The sequence below is a fragment of the Micromonospora sp. LA-10 genome (genome assembly GCF_051853095.1).
Classification (GTDB): Bacteria; Actinomycetota; Actinomycetes; order Mycobacteriales; family Micromonosporaceae; genus Micromonospora; species Micromonospora echinospora_A.
On sequence record NZ_CP195710.1, the window covers coordinates 6217545 to 6235271 of the forward strand.

Consider the following 17727-nt stretch of genomic DNA (forward strand, 5'->3'; position numbering starts at 1 on the left):
CGGCCCAGGTGAGGGGAACATGACCGACGCGCCGGCCCGCTTCGTGCTCTTCCCGGGGCGGCACCACCTGCTGACCCGGTTCCAGGCCGACTACCTGCGGCAGCTGGCCGGGGACGAGGCCACAGTGGTCTGGGCGGTGACCTCGGCCAACCACGAGAACACCCGGCGCAACCCGGTGCCGTATCACCGGCGGGAAGCCGCGATCGAGCGGTTCAGCGTGCTGAGCGGGCTGCGTTCGGTGGTGGTGCCGATCTTCGACACCGCGTACACCGACGCGTTCGCCGAGGTGACGCTGAAGTCCATCGCGGTGGCCACCGGGCTCGAACTCACAGCCGCCGACACGCTGCTGGCCTGCTCAACGCCGGAGGTCGCGAAGCTGTACGAGCAGCTCGGCTTCCCGATCGCCCAGGTCGAGGCGGACCCGGGCCTGCCCGAGCCGCCCGAACGGCCGTGGGACGTGCTGCTGCGCCTGGCCGCCGGGGACGAAACCTGGCGCAGGCTGACCCACCCGGCCACGATCGACGTGTTCGAGCGCTACCGCCTGGTCGAGTCGATCCGGTCGGTGGTGAACGACCCGCTCGTCGGCGACGAGGGCGGCCTCACCGTGACCCGCGACTACCGGACGTACGTGGAGGCGTTCGCCACGGCCGCGCAGCGCAAGTGGGACTCGGTGCGCCGGTACGTGCAGCCCGGCCGCATCGTGGACATCGGCTGCGGCGCGGGCGCGGTCCTGGAACTGGCCGACCGCGAGGCCGCGCTGCGCGAGAGCGACCTGATCGGCGTGGAGGTCGCCCGCCACCTCTACCAGGAGTGCCTGCACAAGAAGGCGCAGGGCGTGTTCCGCAACGCCAACGTCTACTTCTTCCACCGCAACGTCCTCGGCGGTGCGGTGTTCAAGGACCGCTCGGTCGACACCACGCTCACGTTCGCGCTGACCCACGAGATCTGGTCGTACGGGCGGCGGCGGGAGTCGCTGCTGCAGTTCGCCCGCCGCATCCACGACCACACGGTGCCCGGCGGCGTCTGGATCAACAGCGACGTGTGCGGCCCGGACGACCCCGGCCGGCAGGTGATCCTGCGGCTGAGCGCCGACGACGGCGACAACCCGGCCGCGCCCCGCCGCGACCTCGCCGAGCTGACCTCGGCGGAGGTCCGGCGCTACGTCGCGGGGCTGTCGACGCGGGCGCGGCTGGACCAGTTCGCCGTCGACTTCGCGTTCGACTTCGCCTACGAGCCGCTCCCGGACGGCGCGGTGCGCCTGGCGCTGGGCGCCGCGATGGACTACCTGACCCGCAAGGACTACACGGACAACTGGCTGTCGGAGACGCAGGAGCAGTTCTGCGGGCTGAGCTTCGCCGACTGGACGGCCCTGCTCACCGAGGCGGGGTTCGAGATCGGCCCGGCCTCGGCGCCGGTGCGCAACGAGTGGGTGATCGACAACCGGATCGCGCCCGTCGCGTCCCTCACCGACCTGGACGGCCGGCCGCTCGACTGGCCGACCACCCACGTCCTCACCGTCGCCCACCGCCCCCGCAACGCGTGAGACCGACGGCGCCCGCCGCTGTCGGCGGGCGCCGTCGTCGCTCGGCGGCTCAGTGACTCAGCGCGATCCGGATCGCCAGGACGATCAGGATGAGCCCGGTCAGCCGTTCGATCACCAGCAGCACGGACGGCCGGGTCAGCCAGGGCTGCAACCTGTCGATGAGCATGATGTAGCAGGCCCACCAGAGCACGGCGAGACCGATGAACGTGGCGGCGAGCACCGCCGTACGGGCCGCCGCCCCGTCGCCGGGCTTGACGAACTGCGGCACGAACGAGACGTAGAAGACGACCACCTTGACGTTCAGCAGCTGGCTGGTGACGCCCATGACGAACGAGCGGCGGGCCACGTGCGGCTCGTCGGCGGCCGGCCGGTCCGGAACCGGCCCGGCGGCGCCGGTGTCCGTGTCCGTGCCCGCCCCGGCGGCTCCCGCGCCGACGGTGACCGGCTGCGCCGCCGGGACCGCCCGGCGCGGCCGGGTCGCCCAGAGGATCGTGCCGCCCAGGTAGAGCAGGTACAGCGCGCCGGCGACGCGCAGCACCGTGTAGAGCGTCGGCGACGACACCAGCAGGGCGGACAGGCCGGCGGTCGCGAACGACGCGTGCACCAGCGCGGCGACGAACAGCCCGGCCAGCACCACGAACCCGGCCCGCCGGCCGTACCTGACGGTCTGCCGGGTGACGAGCGCGAAGTCGACGCCCGGCACGATGATGATGAGCAGGCTGGCGGCGACGAAACTGATGATCTGGATGTCAGACACGACGCCGGCTCTCCTGTCCTCCGGCGAGCGCCGGCGCTGCCTCCTCGATGACGGAGACGCCGCTGTCCTGGCGTGGTCCGTGCCGCCGCCACTGCTCCCGTAGCCGGATCCGGCCGTCCGGCAGCCGCTCGGGCCGCGACTCGCACTCGCCGACCACTATGGTGCCGTCGGTGAGCACCTCCAGGTAGGCGAAGCGCACCACGCCCTGCGCGTCGCAGGTGCCGGCCAGCCGGCCGTGCCGCACCGGGCCGCCGGTGATCTCCGCCCAGACCAGGTCGCCACGCTGGTGGTAGTGCCCCCGCAGCGGCTCCGCGCCGGCACCGGCGTCGTGGTCCACCGAGACGAAGACACGGCCGTCGTAGTCGAATGACGTCATCGCCCTCACGCCCACCGGGTGCTCACGTAGTCGTCACGGAACCGGCAGACAGTGCGGCCGGCGATGGAGTTCAGGATCATCGCGCTGCGGATCGGCAGGATGCTCAGGTTGGAGTCGACGAGCCCCTGCACGTACCGCCCCCGGTTCAGCACGAAAATCTTGTGGTCGTCGGCGTGCTTCCACCGGATCGAGTAGTCCGACTCGATGACCGGCTCGCCGCGCTCGTCCACGTCGATGAGCGCGGACATCTCCGGATCGAACGGCAGCGGGGCCAGCCGCCGTCCCGCCGCGACGATCACGTTCACCGCCCGGTGCCGCTCCTCGCCGCTGCCGGCGGTGAGGCACTCCAGCTCGACCTCCCCGTCGAGCTGCCGCGCGCCGGTCACGGTACGGCTCGGCATGATCGTGACCGGGTACCGCCCGGTCCGCAGCCGCTCCTCGTAGTTGTGCTGGTAGACGCCGCGCAGCGTGCCGGGGGAGATGCCGTCACTGGTCAGGATCTGCCCGGACACCAGCCGTTCCCGCACGTCGCGGGACAGGTTGAGGAACGCCTCCTGGTAGGCGGGCCGGTACAGGTCGTTCGCCGAGGGGGAGTCCTCCAGCGGCGTGAACCAGGACCGCCGGCCGATCCACTTGATGTCGCGGCAGCCGCGGGCGAGCAGCGCCGCGACGCACTCCGCGCTGGTCTGGCCGCTGCCGATCACGACCCACGGCAGGTCCGGCTCGTCGGGCACGCCGGCCAGGCGCCGGTTCAGCTCGTCGGCGACGAACAGGTGCCGGGGGTCCAGGGCGTCCAGGAACTCCGGTACGAAGGCGACGGTCCCGCTGCCGAGCACCAGGTGCTGGGAGCGGGCGACCTCCGTGCCGCCGCTGCGGCTGACGAGCGCGCCGTCGAACTCGACCCGGTCGACGCGGGTGCCGTAGGTGATGCGCGGCAGCTGTTCCGCCGCCCACACCAGGTACTGCTGGTACTCGATCCGGGGGATGGTGTCGAACCCGGCGCCCAGCAGCGCGTAGACCCGGCCGGTGGTGACCAGGTAGTTGAGGAACGACAGCGGGTGCGTCGGGTCGTAGAGCGAGACCAGGTCCTTGACCCAGCCGGTCTGCATGCGTACGCCGCTGTGCAGCATCCCGTCGTGCCAGCCCGGCTGGTCCCGGGCCTCGAACAGCGCGATGTCGTGCGGCGCGAGCGCGTCGTACATCGCGGCGAGGCTCAGGTTCGCCGGCCCCGCGCCAATTCCCACTGTGTGATAGGTCTGCGTCATCAGTCTGCCTCTGTGTCTAGCCGTGCGGGACACGGATCGCGGATCGGGAGTTCAGCAGCGCGGTGGCGGCGAGCCGGCTGGCGGCCAGGACGGTCTTGGCGGCGCCGCCGCTGCCGCCGGTGAAGGTGTGCACGGCGCCGGCCACGGCGCGCAGGGCCAGGCCGGGCGGGTCGCTGTAGCAGTCGGCGGCGCTGACCGGCGGGCCGTCCGGGCGTGGGTCCAGGCCGGGCAGCCGCCGTGCGGCGACCGCGAGGACCCGCGCCGCCAGCCCGGTGTCCGGCGCGGGCGCCGGCGGGTCGACGTCCCAGCGGTCGCTGGGCAGCCCGAGAAGGACGCGCCCCGGACCGGCGGGCCGCCCGTAGAGGCCGCTCGTCTCGTCGACGAAACAGGGCAGGTCGGCCCGGCCGGTGCGGACGTGGGCGTACTGGATGTGCTTCGTGCGCAACGTGGTCGGCAGCCCGGCGGCGCGCAGCAGGCCCGGCGTCCAGGCCCCGGCCGCCACGACGACGAGGTCGCCGGTGAGCCGGCGGCCGTCGCGCAGCTCGACCGCGCCGTCGCCGAGGCGGGCCACCGGCGTGGTCTCGGTCCGGTCCAGGCCCCGCAGCACGGCCCGGCGCAACCGGTCCGGGTCGAGGTGGCCGGCCCCGGGCTCCCAGACCGCCACCGTGCCGTCCGGGAGCCGGTCGAAGCCGAACCGCCGGGCGACCTCGTCGCGGGTCAGCACCTCGGCCCCGGTCACCCCGGCCGCCGCCTGGGCGCCGACGGCGTCGAGCAGGTAGAGCGAACCGGTGGCCCGCCACCCGGCGGCCGTCGCGAGGGCCGGATCGTCCAGCAGTTCGGTGAGGCTCGCGGTGGCCAGGGAGCGGGCGGCCGGATCGGGCTCGAAGGCGCGTACCAGCCCGCCCGAGGCGGCGGTGGCGTCGGCGTGCCGCCCGCCCGGGCCGCCGCCGTGCGGGCCGACCAGCACCGCCTCGGCGCCCGCGTCGCGCAGCCGCCGGGCGAGCAGGACGCCGGCGAGGCCGGCGCCGACGACGAGCACCCGGGGCTCACCCATCGGAGCCCGCCCGTTCCGCGCCGCCGACGACGCCGAGCAGGCGGGCCGCCCGGTCCGGGTCACCGGGGTACGCGGCCAGCGCCGCCCGCACGACAGTGGCGGGGTCGAAGTGCGCCGGGCGCAGCGCCTGCTCGCCCCGGGTCAGCTCGACGTCGGCGAGCACACCGTCCAGGCCGGGCACGTCACCGGCGAGCGTGGCGGCGTAGCGCGCCTTGAACGCCTCGTACACCTCCGGCCGGAAGTCCGACTCGTAGCGGTCCGGCCGGTCCCAGCTCAGGAACGCCCGCACCACGGCCGGGTCCTCGCCGGACAGGAACTCGTGCGCCCAGATCGCGTGCCCACGGCTGGTGGAGAACTTCACGCCGGTGAGCCGGTAGAACTCGTTGACGACCAGGCCGGTCGGCCGGTCGGGCAGCCCGGCCGCCAGGTGCAGGGCGGGAATGAGCAGCGCGTAGTAGAAGGCGTTGTCCACCCCCAGGAAGATCCACTGCTCGTCCACGTCCCGCCACGCGTCGAGGTACCCGGCCAGGGTGTCCGCGCCCGGCCGCAGGTGGCGGGCGGGCAGCAGCAGGTTGGCCAGGGCCATCTCGGCCCAGACGTCGATGCGCAGGTCGTCGTCCCACTCGATGCCCCAGTCCGTCGGGTACGCCAGCGGCACCTCCGGCAGCCCGCCGTCCAGGTACGACGCGACGAGCCGGCGCAGCCGGGGCGGCAGCACCGCACCGGACCAGAACTCGGCGAGCCGTTCCCGGTGCTCGTCGAGCCGCAGCACCGGGACCGTGTGGGTGACCGGCTCCGGTGGCGCGTCGCAGCAGGTCGACAGCGCGTCGACCAGGTTCGCGGCGGTGCAGAAGCCGCCGCACCCCTCGCAGGTGCCGCCGTTCGCGCCGGCCCCGCAGGCCGGGCAGCGCCCGGCGACCCGGACGTGGTGCAGGGTCCGCCGGCAGGCCGCGCAGGCGCGCAGCGACACCGGGGCGACCTCGACCACCTTCGCCTCGACCAGTTCGGTGAGCAGGCCGGCCACCGCCCGGCGGTACGCCTCGTCGGCCAGCGGGTCGGCCATGACGTCGTACCGGATGCGCGCGGCGCGCAGCGCGGCGTGGATCAGCGACCCGTAGCGGGCGACGGTATCGGCGGGCGTCTCGCCGTGCGCCTCCGCCCGGGCGAGCACGTAGTTCTGGTGGGCGTCCAGCCCGCACTGGGTGACCACTCGGCGGCCGGCGGCGCGCAACGCGCGGGCCGCGATGTCCCCGGCGACGTACGGGCCGCTGAGGTGCCCGAGGTGCAGCGGACCGTTGGGGGTCGGCGGCGGGGTGACCAGGAGAACCGCGCCCCGCCCGGCCGGACCGTCAGGCACGGTCGGCCCCGTCGCCCGCGTCCGGCTGCCCGGTCTCGGGGCGCGGCATCCAGTAGACGCTCAGGATGGTGAGCGGCTGTTCGGGGGACGGGTTGTGGATGACGTGGCGCTGCTCGGGTTCGAGCAGGATCACCCCGCCGGTCGGCACCTCGACCTTTTCGCCGCCCGCCTCGTAGATGGCGGTGCCGCGGGTCACCACGGCGAACTCCACCTCGGGGTGGACGTCCTCGGTGCTGCTGCCACCGGGCGGGATCACGCACCACATGGCGTCGAACGGCAACGGGCCCAGATCGCGGTACTGGGTCCAGCGGCCGATCTGGATGCCGTACTCGTCGGTGAGTTCGGCGGTGTCGCTGACGTACCTTCGCATGTTCGTCCTCCTGGACGGCGCGACGCCCGTCGGGCGCGCCGGACGGATCAGGGTTTGCGGAGAGTGACCGGAAGTGGTGCTTCTGCGACGCCGAGCCCGCCGCCTGCCGAAGTGGCAATTCGACTGCGGTCGATAGCGTCGGTCCCACTGTGGACCTAACCTCGTCTGGCCAACAGGCGCTTCACCGGCAGATCACCGGCAATGGCGCCGCTGACTGCCCGCTCAGTGGCCGCGGCGTGGTGGTCCGCCTGCACGAATCCACCAGAACCGGTACGGAGACGACGCTGTGATCGGCTACATGGATACGTTGGGTGACGAAATTGCTACCGCTCGGCGACGGGCCAACCTGACTCAGGAGGAACTGGCCGCCCGCACCGGACTGAGCGTCCGGAGCATCCGCAACCTGGAGTCGTCGCGGGTGACCCGTCCGCGGCCGGCGACCGTGCGGCTGCTGCGCGACGTGCTCGGCCTGCCCGCCCATCCGGCGCCGGCCCGGATCCGCCCCATGCAGCTGCCGCTGGAGATCCCCGGCTTCACCGGCCGATCGGCACAACTGCGGCAACTCGACCGGCTGCTCGACGGCGGACCGCGGCGGATGTCCAGTGTCGTGGTGTGCGTCCTGACCGGACGCTCCGGGATCGGCAAGACGGCGCTGGCGCTGCGCTGGGCCCACCGGTCCGCCGCCCGGTTCGTCGACGGGGTGCTGCACGTCCAGCTCGGCGGCAGCGACCCGCGCCGGCCCGCGGTGACGCCCGCGGAGGCGCTCGGCGGCCTCATCGAGGCGCTCGACGTGCCCGGCGGCATGCCCTGCGGCCCGGCCGCGCGCGCCGGGCTGTACCGCAGCATCCTCGCCGGGCGCCGGATGCTGATCGTGCTCGACGACGCGCGCGACGCCGACCAGGTGCGGCCGCTGCTGCCCGGCGTCCCCGGCTGCATGGTGGTGGTGACCAGCCGGGACCGCCTCACCGGGCTGGTCGTCGGCGAGGCCGCGCGTCCGGTCGTGGTGGACGAGCTGGCGGCCGGCGAGGCGTGGGAGCTGCTGGCGGCCCGTCTCGGCGAGCGTCGCCTCACCGCCGAACGCGAGGCGGTACGGCAGATCATCGCCCACTGCGCGGGCGTGCCCCGGGCGCTGGCGGTGGTCGCCGCCCGCGCCGCCGTCGCGCCCCGGCTGCCGCTCGCCGAGGTGGCCCGTCAACTGCGGTAGCGGACCGGTGGACCGGGGCGGTCGCGTGGCAGCGCGGGCGCCCCGGCGGTCAGCGCCGGTCGGCGCGGGTGCCCGCGCGGGCGGCCACGTGGGCCGGCACCGGCGCGGTCGGCGGGAGCGCCGGATCGGTCACCGGCTGCTCCCAGCGGGCGACGAGCGGAAGCTCGCCGGCCCAGAGTCCGAGCGCGGCGTCCGGGCTGTCGCCGTCGTCCGGCGGGCCGCTGCGCGTCTTGACCGACGCCTCGGCCAGCGGCAGCGCCAGCAGGGCGGTGGCCGCCAGCTCGCGGCGGTTCGGGCGGCGGGCGTGGTCCCACTGGCCGGGGGCGGCGTGCTCGGTGAGCAGCCGCAGGCCGTGCAGCTTCTCCTCGGTGTCCGTCACCCACCGGGGCCGGCCGTAGATCATCGCGCTGCGGTAGTTGACGCCGTGCTCGAACACCGACCGCGCCAGGACCAGGCCGTCGACCACTGTGACAGTGACGCAGACCTCGGCGTCGGTGGTGAGGCTCCGGCTCGCCACCGAGCCGTGCAGGTAGAGGTGCCGGTCGTCGAACCCGTAGACGGTCGGCACCACCATCGGACCGCCGTCGACGAGCACCCCGAGATGGCAGACGAAGGCGGCCCGCAGCACGTCGAAGAGGGCGGCGCGGTCGCGGTGCCCCTTCTCCTTCATCCGGCGCAGGGTCGTACGCGGCGTCGCGGACAACCGCCCGTCGATATCGGTCATGGCTGATTCTCCTGTCGGCCCCGCCGTTTCTACCGGGTCGGGCCGCGGTCCTCAAGGGCCGTCCCGCCGGACCGGTGGGAGAGCGGGGTCCGGGGGAAGGATGCGGCACAGCGCCTCCAGCGCGGCGGCGTACGCGTGCTCGGGCGGCGTCGCGTAGCCGACCACGAGGCCGTCGGGGGCGGGCATGACGGCGTCCGGGTGGCGGAAGCCGGCCAGCCCGTCGAGCGCGATCGACCGCCCGGCGGCGGCCTCGACCGCCGCGCGTTCGGTGCCCGGGGGCAGGCGCAGCACGGCGTGCAGCCCGGCAGCGACGCCGGTCGGCGTGACGTGCGGGGCGTGGGCGGCGAGCGTGGCGACGAGGCGGTCGCGACGCGCGCGGTACCGCTGCCGCATCCGGCGCACGTGCCGGTCGTACCGGCCGGAGTCGAGGAAGTCGGCGAGGGTGAGCTGGTCCGTCACGCCCGCCCACGCCTCCCGCTCGCCCTTGGCGGCCAGCACCGGGCCGACGAGCCGTTCGGGCAGCACCATCCAGCCCAGACGCAGCGCGGGGGAGAGGCTCTTGCTCACCGAACCCAGGTAGACCACCCGCTCCGGGGCCAGGCCCTGCACCGCCCCGACCGGATCCCGGTCGTACCGGAACTCGCCGTCGTAGTCGTCCTCCAGGATCAGCCCGTCCCGCGCCTCCGCCCACCGCACCGCGGCGAGACGCCGCCCGGGATGCAGCGGGCCACCGGTGGGGAACTGGTGCGCCGGCGTGAGCAGCGCCGCCCGCACCCCGGAGAGGCCCGCCAGCTCCTCGGTGCGGGCCCCGTCCGCGTCGAGCGTGAGAGGGACGGTACGCACGCCTGCCGCCGCCAGGACCGCGCGGTGGAACGGTAGCCCGTAGGACTCCACCGCCAGCGGGCCGCGCAGAACCCGGCCGCCGAAGAGCAGCCGCAGCGCGTGCGCGACGCCGCAACACACCACGATCTGCTCCGGGGTGGTACGGACACCCCGGGCCCGCGCCAGGTAAGCGGCCAGTGCCCGGCGCAGTTCCGGGCGGCCCCGCGGGTCGCCCGGCCCGAACGCCTCGTTCGGCGCGGCGGTCAGGGCGCGGCGCGCGGACGCCAGCCACGCGGCGCGCGGGAAGGAGGCGGCATCCGGTTGCCCCTGACGCAGGTGATGCACGGCCGGGGCCGGACGCGCGGGCGTCTGCCTCGGGACGCGGACGACCCGGGCGGGCTCGGCGCGCGGCGCCACCCGCGTCCCCGACCCCTGCCGGGCGACCAGCCATCCCTCGGCCACCAGTTCGGCGTACGCGGCGGCGACTGTGTTGCGGGCCAGGCCCAGGTCGGCGGCGAGGGAACGGTACGGCGGCAGGAGGGTGCCGGCGGCCAGCCTCCCGTCCCGGACGGCCTCCCGCAGGGCACGGGTGAGCGCGGACCGGCGGCCACCGGCGCCGGCCAGTTCCAGATGCAGGTCGCTGCCGAGCCGGCGCGCCGGATTGGCCCACGAATCCGTCATGCGAATGCACCCTAGTCCGGGTCTTTTTCGACCCTAGTGTGGGCTCATGGACACGATCACGAACGCCCCGCACCCGCTGCGCTCCGCCGTCCGGGGCCGGGTCCTGCTGCCGGGGGACGCCGGGTTCGACATGGCCGGCCGGGCCTGGAACCTGGCCGTCGAGCAGTCGCCGGTGGCCGTTGTCGAGGCCGCCGACGCCGACGACGTCGTCGCGCTCGTCCGGTACGCCCGCTCGGCCGGACTGGGCATCGCCGCGCAGCCCAACGGGCACGGCGCCAGCGGCAGTGCCGACGGCACGATCCTGCTGCGCACCGGCCGCCTGGACACCGTGGAGATCGACCCGGACGCCCGCCGGGCCCGGGTCGGCGCGGGTGTGCCGTCCGGCCGGTTCCAGGCCGCCGCCGCGCCGCACGGGCTCACCGGGCTGCCCGGCAGTTCACCGGTCGTCAGCGTGACCGGGGTGGCGCTGGGCGGCGGGCTGAGCTGGTTCGGCCGCGCGTACGGCTGGGTGTCCGACGCGGTCACCGCGTTCGACGTCGTGGACGCCGAGGCGCGGCACCGGCACGTCACCGCCGAGACCGACCCCGACCTGTTCTGGGCGCTGCGCGGCGGTGGCGGTGACTTCGCGATCGTCACCGCGCTCGAACTCGCGCTGCACCCCGCGCCGAGCCTGTTCGGCGGACGGATGCTGTGGCCGGCGGCGCAGTCACGGGACGTGCTGCGGGCGTTCCGGCGGATCACCGCCACCGCGCCCGACGAGCTGACCGTGTGGATGGACCTGCTGCACTTCCCCGGCGGCGAACCGATGGTGGCCCTCGACGTCACCTACCTCGGCGACGAGGCCGGGGCGCGGAGCCTGCTCACGCCGCTGGACCGGTTGGCGACGCCGATCTCCGACAGCAGGCGGGTCATGCCGGTCACCGAACTCGGCGGCATCACGGCCGAACCCACCGACCCCAGCCCGGGCATCTCCCGCGCCGAGCTGCTGACCCGCCTCGACGACGACGCGGCCGAGGCACTGCTGGCCGACCCGATCGCCCCGCTGCTGAGCGTCCAGCTCCGGCACCTGGGCGGCGCCCTCGCCCGGGCCTCCGACAGCCCGCACGGCCCGCTCACCGAGCCGTACGCGCTCTACCTGTTCGGTGCCGCCACCGACCCGGCGGCGGTCACGGCGCGCCAGCGGGACCTCGCCGGCGCCCTGCCGGTCAGCGGACGCAAGCCGGTGACGTTCCTCAACCGGGACGAGACGGTGGCCGACGCGTTCACTCCCGCCGTCCTCGACCGGCTCCGGGCGGTCAAGCGCCGCCACGACCCGGACGCGCTCGTCCGATCCAACTTCCCGGTGGCCGGCTGACGTTCCGGGGCCCGGTCAGGCCGGCGGGCACGCGCGGCAGCCCGGCAGTCCCCCGCTCAGCGGACCTTCTTCGTCGGCCGTTTACGAGGCGGCGTCAGCAACTCGGCGATCGCCGAGATCGCGGACGGCACCAGGCGGTAGTAGGCCCACACACCCCGCTTCTCCCGCTCGATCAGACCGGCCTCGGTGAGGATCCGGAGGTGATGGCTGACGGTCGGCTGGGAGAGGCCGAGCGGCGCGGTGAGGTCGGTTACGGACGCCTCGCCCTCCGGAGCGGACTGGATCAGGCTGAGCAGCCGCAGCCGGGCCGGGTCGGCCAACGCCTTCAGGACGCCCGCGAGGCGTTCGGCGTCGGCACGCTTGATCGGCTCGCCGGTCAGCGGCGAGATGGCAGGGGTGGCAGTTTTCGCAGTTCCCACGCCTGCATCGTCGCACCAACACCGGCCGCCTGCCGGTGCAACCAGGACCGGATCATGGTGAGTCGCACGACAGGGGCGTCAGGCGGCGGGGCGCAGTTCGACGAGCAGCCGTTCCACCCGGGTGCGGATCTCGTCCCGGATCGGGCGTACCGCGTCGACGCCCTTGCCCGCGGGGTCGTCGAGCTTCCAGTCCTCGTACCGCTTGCCCGGGAAGACGGGGCAGGCGTCACCGCAGCCCATCGTGACGATGACGTCCGAGGACTCCGCCGTCTCGTACGCCAGGAGCTTGGGGGTCTGGCCGGTGATGTCGATGCCGACCTCCCGCATGGCCTCGACGGCGGCCGGGTTGACCTGGCCGGCGGGCGCGCTGCCGGCGGAGCGCACCTCGACCGTGTCGCCGGCGAGGTGGCGCAGCCACCCGGCGGCCATCTGGGAACGGCCGGCGTTGTGCACGCAGACGAACAGGACGCTTGGCTTGTCACTCATCGGGTCTCCCTGATTCAGGTGGTTGCCGCGCGGGCGGGGAACAGGCGGGCGCGGGCCCACAGCGACACGTAGACCAGGCCGACGAGAACCGGGACCTCGATCAGCGGGCCGACGACGCCGGCGAGGGCCTGGCCGGAGGCGACCCCGAAGGTGCCGATCGCGACCGCGATGGCCAGTTCGAAGTTGTTGCCCGCCGCGGTGAACGCCAGGGTGGTGGTGCGCTCGTAGTTCAGCCCGATGGCCCGGCCGAGCAGGTAGGAGCCGGCCCACATGAGGGCGAAGTAGGCCAGCAGCGGCAGGGCGATGCGGGCCACGTCGGCCGGCCGGTCGGTGATGGCCTCGCCCTGCAGGGCGAACAGCACGACGATGGTGAACAGCAGTCCGTACAGGGCGACGGGCCCGACCCTGGGCAGGAACCGCTGCTCGTACCAGTCGCGGCCCTTCGTGCGCTCGCCGAGGCGGCGGGAGAGGTAGCCGGCGAGCAGGGGGATGCCGAGGAAGACGAGCACGTTACCGGCGATCTCCCAGCCGGAGACCTCCAGCGCGGCGCCGTCCAGACCCAGCCAGCCCGGCAGCACCGACAGGTAGAACCAGCCGAGCAGGCCGAAGGCGAGGACCTGGAACACCGAGTTGACGGCGACGAGGACCGCTGCGGCCTCCCGGTCGCCGCAGGCCAGGTCGTTCCAGATGATGACCATTGCGATGCAGCGGGCCAGGCCGACGATGATCAGACCGGTGCGGTACTCCGGCTGGTCGGCCAGGAACAACCAGGCGAGGGCGAACATGACGGCGGGACCGACGATCCAGTTGAGGATCAGCGACGAGACCAGGAGGCGCCGGTCGCCGGTGACGGTGTCGAGGCGGTCGTAGCGGACCTTGGCCAGTACCGGATACATCATGATCAGTAGGCCGAGAGCGATGGGCAGGGAGATGCCACCGACCTCGACGGCGTCGAGAACGTCGTCCAGGCCGGGAACGATCCGGCCGAGCAGCAGACCGGCGACCATGGCCAGGCCGATCCAGACCGGCAGGAACCGGTCGAGGCGCGGCAGGCGTGCCACCACCGGCGGGGCGTGGTCGGCTCTGGTGGCGGTGCTCATGGGTGTCTCCCGTGGGTCATGGGTGCCGGCGCGTGCGCGTCGGGTGCGGTCGCCGCGGTGTGCGGGGCGACGCGGTCGACGCGGTCGGCGAGGTCGGCGTAGGCCGCCTCGAACGCTTCGTCGGTGTCGATGCGGGCCGGGTCCGGCACGGACCAGTGCAGGCGGGGGCGGACCGGCCCGGTGAGTTCCTCGTGGGCGTTGTCGCAGACGGCGATGACCAGGTCGTCGTCCCGGACGATGTCGTCGACGTGTGCGGTGCCGCCCGGGTTGAGGTCAAGGGCGTGGCGGTGGGCCACGGCGAGCGCGCGGGGATGGACCCGGGGTGCCGGCTTGGTGCCGGCGGACGCGGCGTCGCCGCTGGTGCGTCGCTTCCACAGCGCAGCGGCGAGCTGCGAGCGGGCGGAGTTGTGGGTGCAGACGAAGACGACCCGATGCGCTCCCGCCAGCGGCGGCGGCGTGAGAGCGGAGAGGGTGGCTGGTCGGAGCCGCAGGTAGGTGCGCCGCCGGTCGCCCTCCGACCGGCCCCGGGCGACGAGGCCGGCGTCGGTGAGGACCTTGACGTGGTGGGCGACCAGATTCGTCGGCATGTCCAGGGCGTGGGCGATCTCCCCGGGGGAGGCGTCGCCCAGGGTGAGTGCGTCCACGATGGCCAGGCGGGCCGGATCGCCCAGCGCGGCATGGATCCGCGCACGGGCGGCGAGGGATGAAGGCTCAGTATCCATTGACTCAATCATCGCTGAGTAATCTGGGAGCGTCAAGCCGGCATCGAGCGGATCGAAGCGCAGGACGCCGAGCGGCGGTCTACCGCTGCGTCGCGACGGTCGGCTCGATCGACAGCAGGCTGGCGAGCTGGCGCAGGATCTGTGGCCGCGCCCGGTAGTAGACCCAGGTGCCCCGCCGCTCGGCGTCCACCAGGCCTGCCTCGCGCAGGGTCTTGAGGTGGTGGGAGATCGTCGGCCCGGTCAGGTCGAACGCCGGCGTCAGGTCGCACACGCAGGCCTCGCCGCCGTCGGCGGAGGCGATCATTGACATCAGCTGCAGCCGTACCGGATCGCCGAGGGCCTTGAACGCGGGTGCGAGCACCGCGGCCGTCTCGGCCGGGACCCGGCGCTGCGCCAGCGGGGGACAGCAGGGCGCGTCGGCGTTGAGGTCGAGGAGCGGGATCGGCGCCTGGTGCTTCGACATGCCTCTAGGTTGACATCTATCTAATCAGCGTGCAAATCTCTGTTTAGACAGGCATCAAGATGGAGTTCCCCGAGGAAATGAGGCTCGCCATGTTCGGCTTCCCGCGTCGCCGGCTGTCAGTCCTGGCAGGGGTCCGGTTCTGCGACTCCTGTGCCCGGGTGTCCACAACCGCGCAGCGGATCGAACGCCTCCACGACCGCGCCCGCACCGCCGCCTACGCGCTGACCGCCCCCCGCTGAGAAGGGGGCACCGCCCGTCGGGTCACCGTTCCGCACCTGCTACGCTTCGATCGTTAATCGGCGATTAACGATAGAGGGAGTGGTGGTGGGCGACCTCCTCGACCGCGGCGCCGCGCAGACCTATGCCTCGTGGTTCCGGGCACTCGCAGACCCGACGCGGGTGCAGCTCGTGGAGTACCTGGCCCGCCACGCCCGGCCGATGAGCGTGGGGGAGATCGTCGCCGCCGTCGGGCTCGCCCAGTCCACCGTCTCCCAGCACCTGAAGATCCTCACCGAGGTGCGGTTCGTGCTCGTCGAGCCGGTCGGCACCGCACGCCATTACCGCATCAACGACGCCTGTGTCGGATGCTTCCCGTCCGCCGCCGACGTCGTCATGGGCCGCCCGGCTCCCGATCCGGTCGGAGCCTGCTGACGGCCGGCCGCGCCGTCACCTGATCCCGGTCCGTGCCGTCCGCGCGGCACCACCGCACCTCCTTGATTCGACAATTATCAATACAGAGGAGTTCCCGATGAGTGTCCTGGACGAGCCGCCCGTCGTGGTGATCGGCGCGGGCCCGGTGGGTCTGGCCGCCGCCGCCCACCTGCGCGAGCGTGACCTGCCCTTCCTCGTCCTGGAGGCGGGCGACACCGCCGGCGCGGCAGTACGGCAGTGGGGTTACGTGCGCCTGTTCTCGCCGTGGCGGTACAACGTCGACCCGGCCGCCCGCCGGCTGCTCGTCGACGCCGGGTGGGTCGCCCCGGCCGAGGACGCCCTGCCCACCGGCGCCGAGCTGGCCACCGACTACCTCCAGCCCCTCGCGGAGCTGCCGCAGCTCAAGCCCCACCTGCGCTACGGCGCGCGGGTGACGGCGATCAGCCGGCTCGGCCTGGACCGGCTGCGTACTGCAGGCCGCGAACAGACGCCGTTCCTGATCCGCCTCGCCGACGGCGACGAGCTGTCGGCCCGCGCCGTCATCGACGCCTCCGGCACCTGGGGCACTCCCAACGTCCTCGGCGCCTCCGGCCTGCCCGCCCGGGGCGAGAAGGACGCGGCAGCGTTCCTCGAGCACGCCCTGCCCGACGTGCTCGGCAGCGACCGGCACCGCTTCGCCGGCCGGCGCACCCTCGTCGTCGGCGCCGGCCACTCCGCCGCGAACACCCTGCTCTCGCTGGCCGAACTGGCCGCCGCCGAGCCCGGCACGGAGGTGATCTGGGCGATCCGCTCGGCCAGCCCGGCCCGCACCTACGGCGGCGGAGACGCCGACGCCCTGCCCGCCCGCGGCGCGCTCGGCGCCCGGCTGCGCGACCACGTCGACGCCGGCCGCATCCGGCTGCTCACCGGCTTCTCCGTGCACGCCCTCACCCCGGCCGAGGGCCGGGTCGCCGTGGTCGTCCGTCACGCCGACGGCACCGACGAGTCCGTCACCGTGGACCGCGTCGTCGCCGCCACGGGCTTCCGCCCCGACCACTCGATCGCGGCCGAGCTGCGCCTGGACCTCGACCCGGTCATGGGCGCCACCCGCGCCCTCGCCCCGCTGATCGACCCGAACGAGCACTCCTGCGGCACCGTTCCCCCGCACGGCGCCGCCGAGCTCGCGCACCCCGAGGCCGGCTACTACGCCGTCGGCATGAAGAGCTACGGCCGTGCGCCGACGTTCCTCATGGCCACCGGATACGAGCAGGTCCGCTCCGTCGTCGCCGCTCTCGCCGGCGACTGGGACGCCGCCCGCGACGTCCAGCTCGACCTGCCCGAGACCGGCGTCTGCAACAGCAATCCCGCCGACTCCACCGGCGCCGACAGTTGCTGCGGCCCTGACCCGGCGGCATCACCGGCCGCGCAAGGGCTGGCGACCGGGATCTCCGGGGGCCTGCTGTCCGCACCGCTCACCCTGGTCAGCCTCGACACCCCGGCCGGGGGCCAGACCGGCGGCTGCTGCACCAGCTGATGACCACCACGACGGCGCCCGCCGACCCCACTGTCGGCGGGCGTCACGGGTGGCGCGTCGTCGCAGCCCTCGCCGTCACCAGCACCATCGGGTACGGCACCCTCTACTACGCCTACGCGGTCCTCCTCGGCCCCATGGCCGCCGGCCTCGGCGCCTCCACCACTGCCGTCACCGGCGCCCTCACCGCCAGCGTCCTCGCCGGCGCGCTGATGGCCATACCCGTCGGCAGGTGGCTCGACCGGCACGGCGGACGAACCCTCATGACCGCCGGCTCGATCGCCGCGACCGCCCTCCTGATCGCCTGGTCCCAGGTCCGAACCATCGGACAGCTCTACGTCGTCATGGTCGGCATCGGCATCACCGGCGCGATGGTCCTCTACGAACCCGCCTTCGCCGTCGTCATCTCCTGGTTCACCCCCGACAGGCGCCCCACCGCGCTGCTCGCGATCACCGTCGTGGCGGGGTTCGCCAGCACCATCTTCATGCCGCTCACCGGCGTGCTGGCCGCCCACCTCGGCTGGCGCGACGCGCTCCTCGTCCTTGCCGCCGTCCACGGCACGGTGACCATCCCCCTGCACGCCCTCGCCATCCGCCGACCGCCGCACCGCACCCCGGCCGGCCCTGCGGCGTCACCTGTCGTCGCGCGACAAGCTGCGGCCCGCTCCGCGATGCGCGACCGGCGGTTCTGGATCCTCGCCGCAGCCCTCGTCGCGCACGGCGCCGCGACCGGCACCATCGAGTCCACCTCGTCGGCTACCTGACCAGCCGCGGCCACCCCGCGACCTTCGCCGCTGCCGTCGCCGGTCTCCTCGGCGTCCTGTCGGTCGCCGGACGACTCGTCCTCACCGGCGCCCGTCGCCGCCTCC

Annotated in this window: 20 protein-coding genes; 7 read left to right on the forward strand and 13 right to left on the reverse strand. The window is 73.9% G+C overall.

Going from position 1 to position 17727, the window contains the following annotated elements; translation table 11 throughout:
- Positions 1-19: 19 nt before the first annotated feature.
- Positions 20-1543: a class I SAM-dependent methyltransferase gene (locus ACSDG8_RS28840; protein WP_210892141.1), complete on the forward strand. Its 1524-nt coding sequence runs from the start codon at positions 20-22 to the stop codon at positions 1541-1543.
- Positions 1544-1592: 49 nt separating this feature from the next.
- Here ACSDG8_RS28840 and ACSDG8_RS28845 read toward each other — a convergent pair whose 3' ends face one another.
- Genes ACSDG8_RS28845 through ACSDG8_RS28870 form a run of 6 tightly spaced genes read right to left on the reverse strand, consistent with a single transcriptional unit; the run spans position 1593 to position 6722 of the window.
- Entirely contained in the window at positions 1593-2300 is a 708-nt protein-coding gene (locus ACSDG8_RS28845; protein ID WP_210892143.1) for a LysE family translocator, read from the reverse strand.
- Complete coding sequence (locus tag ACSDG8_RS28850) at positions 2293-2676, reverse strand: hypothetical protein (protein ID WP_247678073.1); 384 nt, start codon at positions 2674-2676, stop codon at positions 2293-2295. Before ACSDG8_RS28850 ends, ACSDG8_RS28845 begins: the two co-directional genes overlap by 8 nt.
- Positions 2677-2681: 5 nt before the next feature.
- Entirely contained in the window at positions 2682-3941 is a 1260-nt protein-coding gene (locus ACSDG8_RS28855; protein ID WP_439427422.1) for a lysine N(6)-hydroxylase/L-ornithine N(5)-oxygenase family protein, read from the reverse strand.
- A 16-nt stretch (positions 3942-3957) separates the two neighbouring features.
- Complete coding sequence (locus tag ACSDG8_RS28860; RefSeq protein ID WP_210892149.1) at positions 3958-4995, reverse strand: NAD(P)/FAD-dependent oxidoreductase; 1038 nt, start codon at positions 4993-4995, stop codon at positions 3958-3960.
- Positions 4988-6352 (reverse strand): class I tRNA ligase family protein, encoded by a 1365-nt coding sequence (locus ACSDG8_RS28865; protein WP_210892151.1) that lies wholly within the window; start codon positions 6350-6352, stop codon positions 4988-4990. The genes ACSDG8_RS28860 and ACSDG8_RS28865 overlap by 8 nt, the downstream gene beginning before the upstream one ends.
- Positions 6345-6722: a cupin domain-containing protein gene (locus tag ACSDG8_RS28870; RefSeq protein ID WP_210892153.1), complete on the reverse strand. Its 378-nt coding sequence runs from the start codon at positions 6720-6722 to the stop codon at positions 6345-6347. The genes ACSDG8_RS28865 and ACSDG8_RS28870 overlap by 8 nt, the downstream gene beginning before the upstream one ends.
- Positions 6723-7020: 298 nt before the next feature.
- Here ACSDG8_RS28870 and ACSDG8_RS28875 point away from each other — a divergent pair, with 298 nt between their 5' ends.
- On the forward strand, positions 7021-7926 hold the full coding sequence (locus ACSDG8_RS28875) for a helix-turn-helix domain-containing protein (protein ID WP_247678074.1): 906 nt from the start codon (positions 7021-7023) through the stop codon (positions 7924-7926).
- A 49-nt stretch (positions 7927-7975) separates the two neighbouring features.
- On the opposite strand, the gene ACSDG8_RS28880 is transcribed toward ACSDG8_RS28875, so the two are convergent.
- Together ACSDG8_RS28880 and ACSDG8_RS28885 are read right to left on the reverse strand one after the other, a co-directional pair.
- Complete coding sequence (locus ACSDG8_RS28880) at positions 7976-8650, reverse strand: pyridoxamine 5'-phosphate oxidase family protein (RefSeq protein ID WP_210892157.1); 675 nt, start codon at positions 8648-8650, stop codon at positions 7976-7978.
- A gap of 51 nt (positions 8651-8701) precedes the next feature.
- A complete protein-coding gene (locus tag ACSDG8_RS28885; RefSeq protein WP_247678075.1) occupies positions 8702-10153 on the reverse strand; it encodes a PLP-dependent aminotransferase family protein in 1452 nt (483 codons plus the stop codon).
- A 46-nt stretch (positions 10154-10199) separates the two neighbouring features.
- On the opposite strand from ACSDG8_RS28885, the gene ACSDG8_RS28890 reads away from it, so the two are divergent.
- Positions 10200-11507, forward strand: coding sequence for an FAD-binding oxidoreductase (locus ACSDG8_RS28890; protein WP_210892159.1), 1308 nt, complete (start codon positions 10200-10202; stop codon positions 11505-11507).
- A gap of 56 nt (positions 11508-11563) precedes the next feature.
- Here the strand turns inward: ACSDG8_RS28890 and ACSDG8_RS28895 are convergent, their stop codons facing one another.
- From ACSDG8_RS28895 to ACSDG8_RS28915, 5 genes are all read right to left on the reverse strand, one after another.
- Positions 11564-11926 carry an ArsR/SmtB family transcription factor gene (locus ACSDG8_RS28895; RefSeq protein ID WP_210942389.1) on the reverse strand — a complete coding sequence of 121 codons (363 nt, stop codon included), beginning with the start codon at positions 11924-11926 and terminating at the stop codon, positions 11564-11566.
- Between the two features lie 78 nt (positions 11927-12004).
- Positions 12005-12412 carry an arsenate reductase ArsC gene (locus ACSDG8_RS28900; RefSeq protein ID WP_210892164.1) on the reverse strand — a complete coding sequence of 136 codons (408 nt, stop codon included), beginning with the start codon at positions 12410-12412 and terminating at the stop codon, positions 12005-12007.
- A gap of 14 nt (positions 12413-12426) precedes the next feature.
- Positions 12427-13512, reverse strand: a complete 1086-nt coding sequence (arsB, locus tag ACSDG8_RS28905; protein ID WP_247678076.1) for an ACR3 family arsenite efflux transporter — start codon at positions 13510-13512, stop codon at positions 12427-12429.
- A complete protein-coding gene (locus tag ACSDG8_RS28910) occupies positions 13509-14234 on the reverse strand; it encodes a helix-turn-helix domain-containing protein (protein WP_439427423.1) in 726 nt (241 codons plus the stop codon). Before ACSDG8_RS28910 ends, arsB begins: the two co-directional genes overlap by 4 nt.
- A gap of 79 nt (positions 14235-14313) precedes the next feature.
- Positions 14314-14697, reverse strand: a complete 384-nt coding sequence (locus tag ACSDG8_RS28915) for an ArsR/SmtB family transcription factor (RefSeq protein WP_439427424.1) — start codon at positions 14695-14697, stop codon at positions 14314-14316.
- Positions 14698-14756: 59 nt separating this feature from the next.
- Between ACSDG8_RS28915 and ACSDG8_RS28920 the strand changes: the two genes are divergently transcribed.
- The 4 genes from ACSDG8_RS28920 to ACSDG8_RS28935 all read left to right on the forward strand — a co-directional run bounded on the left by ACSDG8_RS28920 (position 14757) and on the right by ACSDG8_RS28935 (position 17622).
- The gene (locus ACSDG8_RS28920) at positions 14757-14936 is read left to right on the forward strand and encodes a hypothetical protein (RefSeq protein ID WP_210892170.1); all 180 of its coding nucleotides are present in this window, start codon (positions 14757-14759) and stop codon (positions 14934-14936) included.
- Between the two features lie 85 nt (positions 14937-15021).
- Positions 15022-15348 (forward strand): ArsR/SmtB family transcription factor, encoded by a 327-nt coding sequence (locus ACSDG8_RS28925; protein WP_374223489.1) that lies wholly within the window; start codon positions 15022-15024, stop codon positions 15346-15348.
- Between the two features lie 97 nt (positions 15349-15445).
- The gene (locus ACSDG8_RS28930) at positions 15446-16861 is read left to right on the forward strand and encodes an FAD-dependent oxidoreductase (protein WP_439427425.1); all 1416 of its coding nucleotides are present in this window, start codon (positions 15446-15448) and stop codon (positions 16859-16861) included.
- On the forward strand, positions 16861-17622 hold the full coding sequence (locus ACSDG8_RS28935) for an MFS transporter (protein WP_210892177.1): 762 nt from the start codon (positions 16861-16863) through the stop codon (positions 17620-17622). Before ACSDG8_RS28930 ends, ACSDG8_RS28935 begins: the two co-directional genes overlap by 1 nt.
- Positions 17623-17727: the final 105 nt, after the last annotated feature.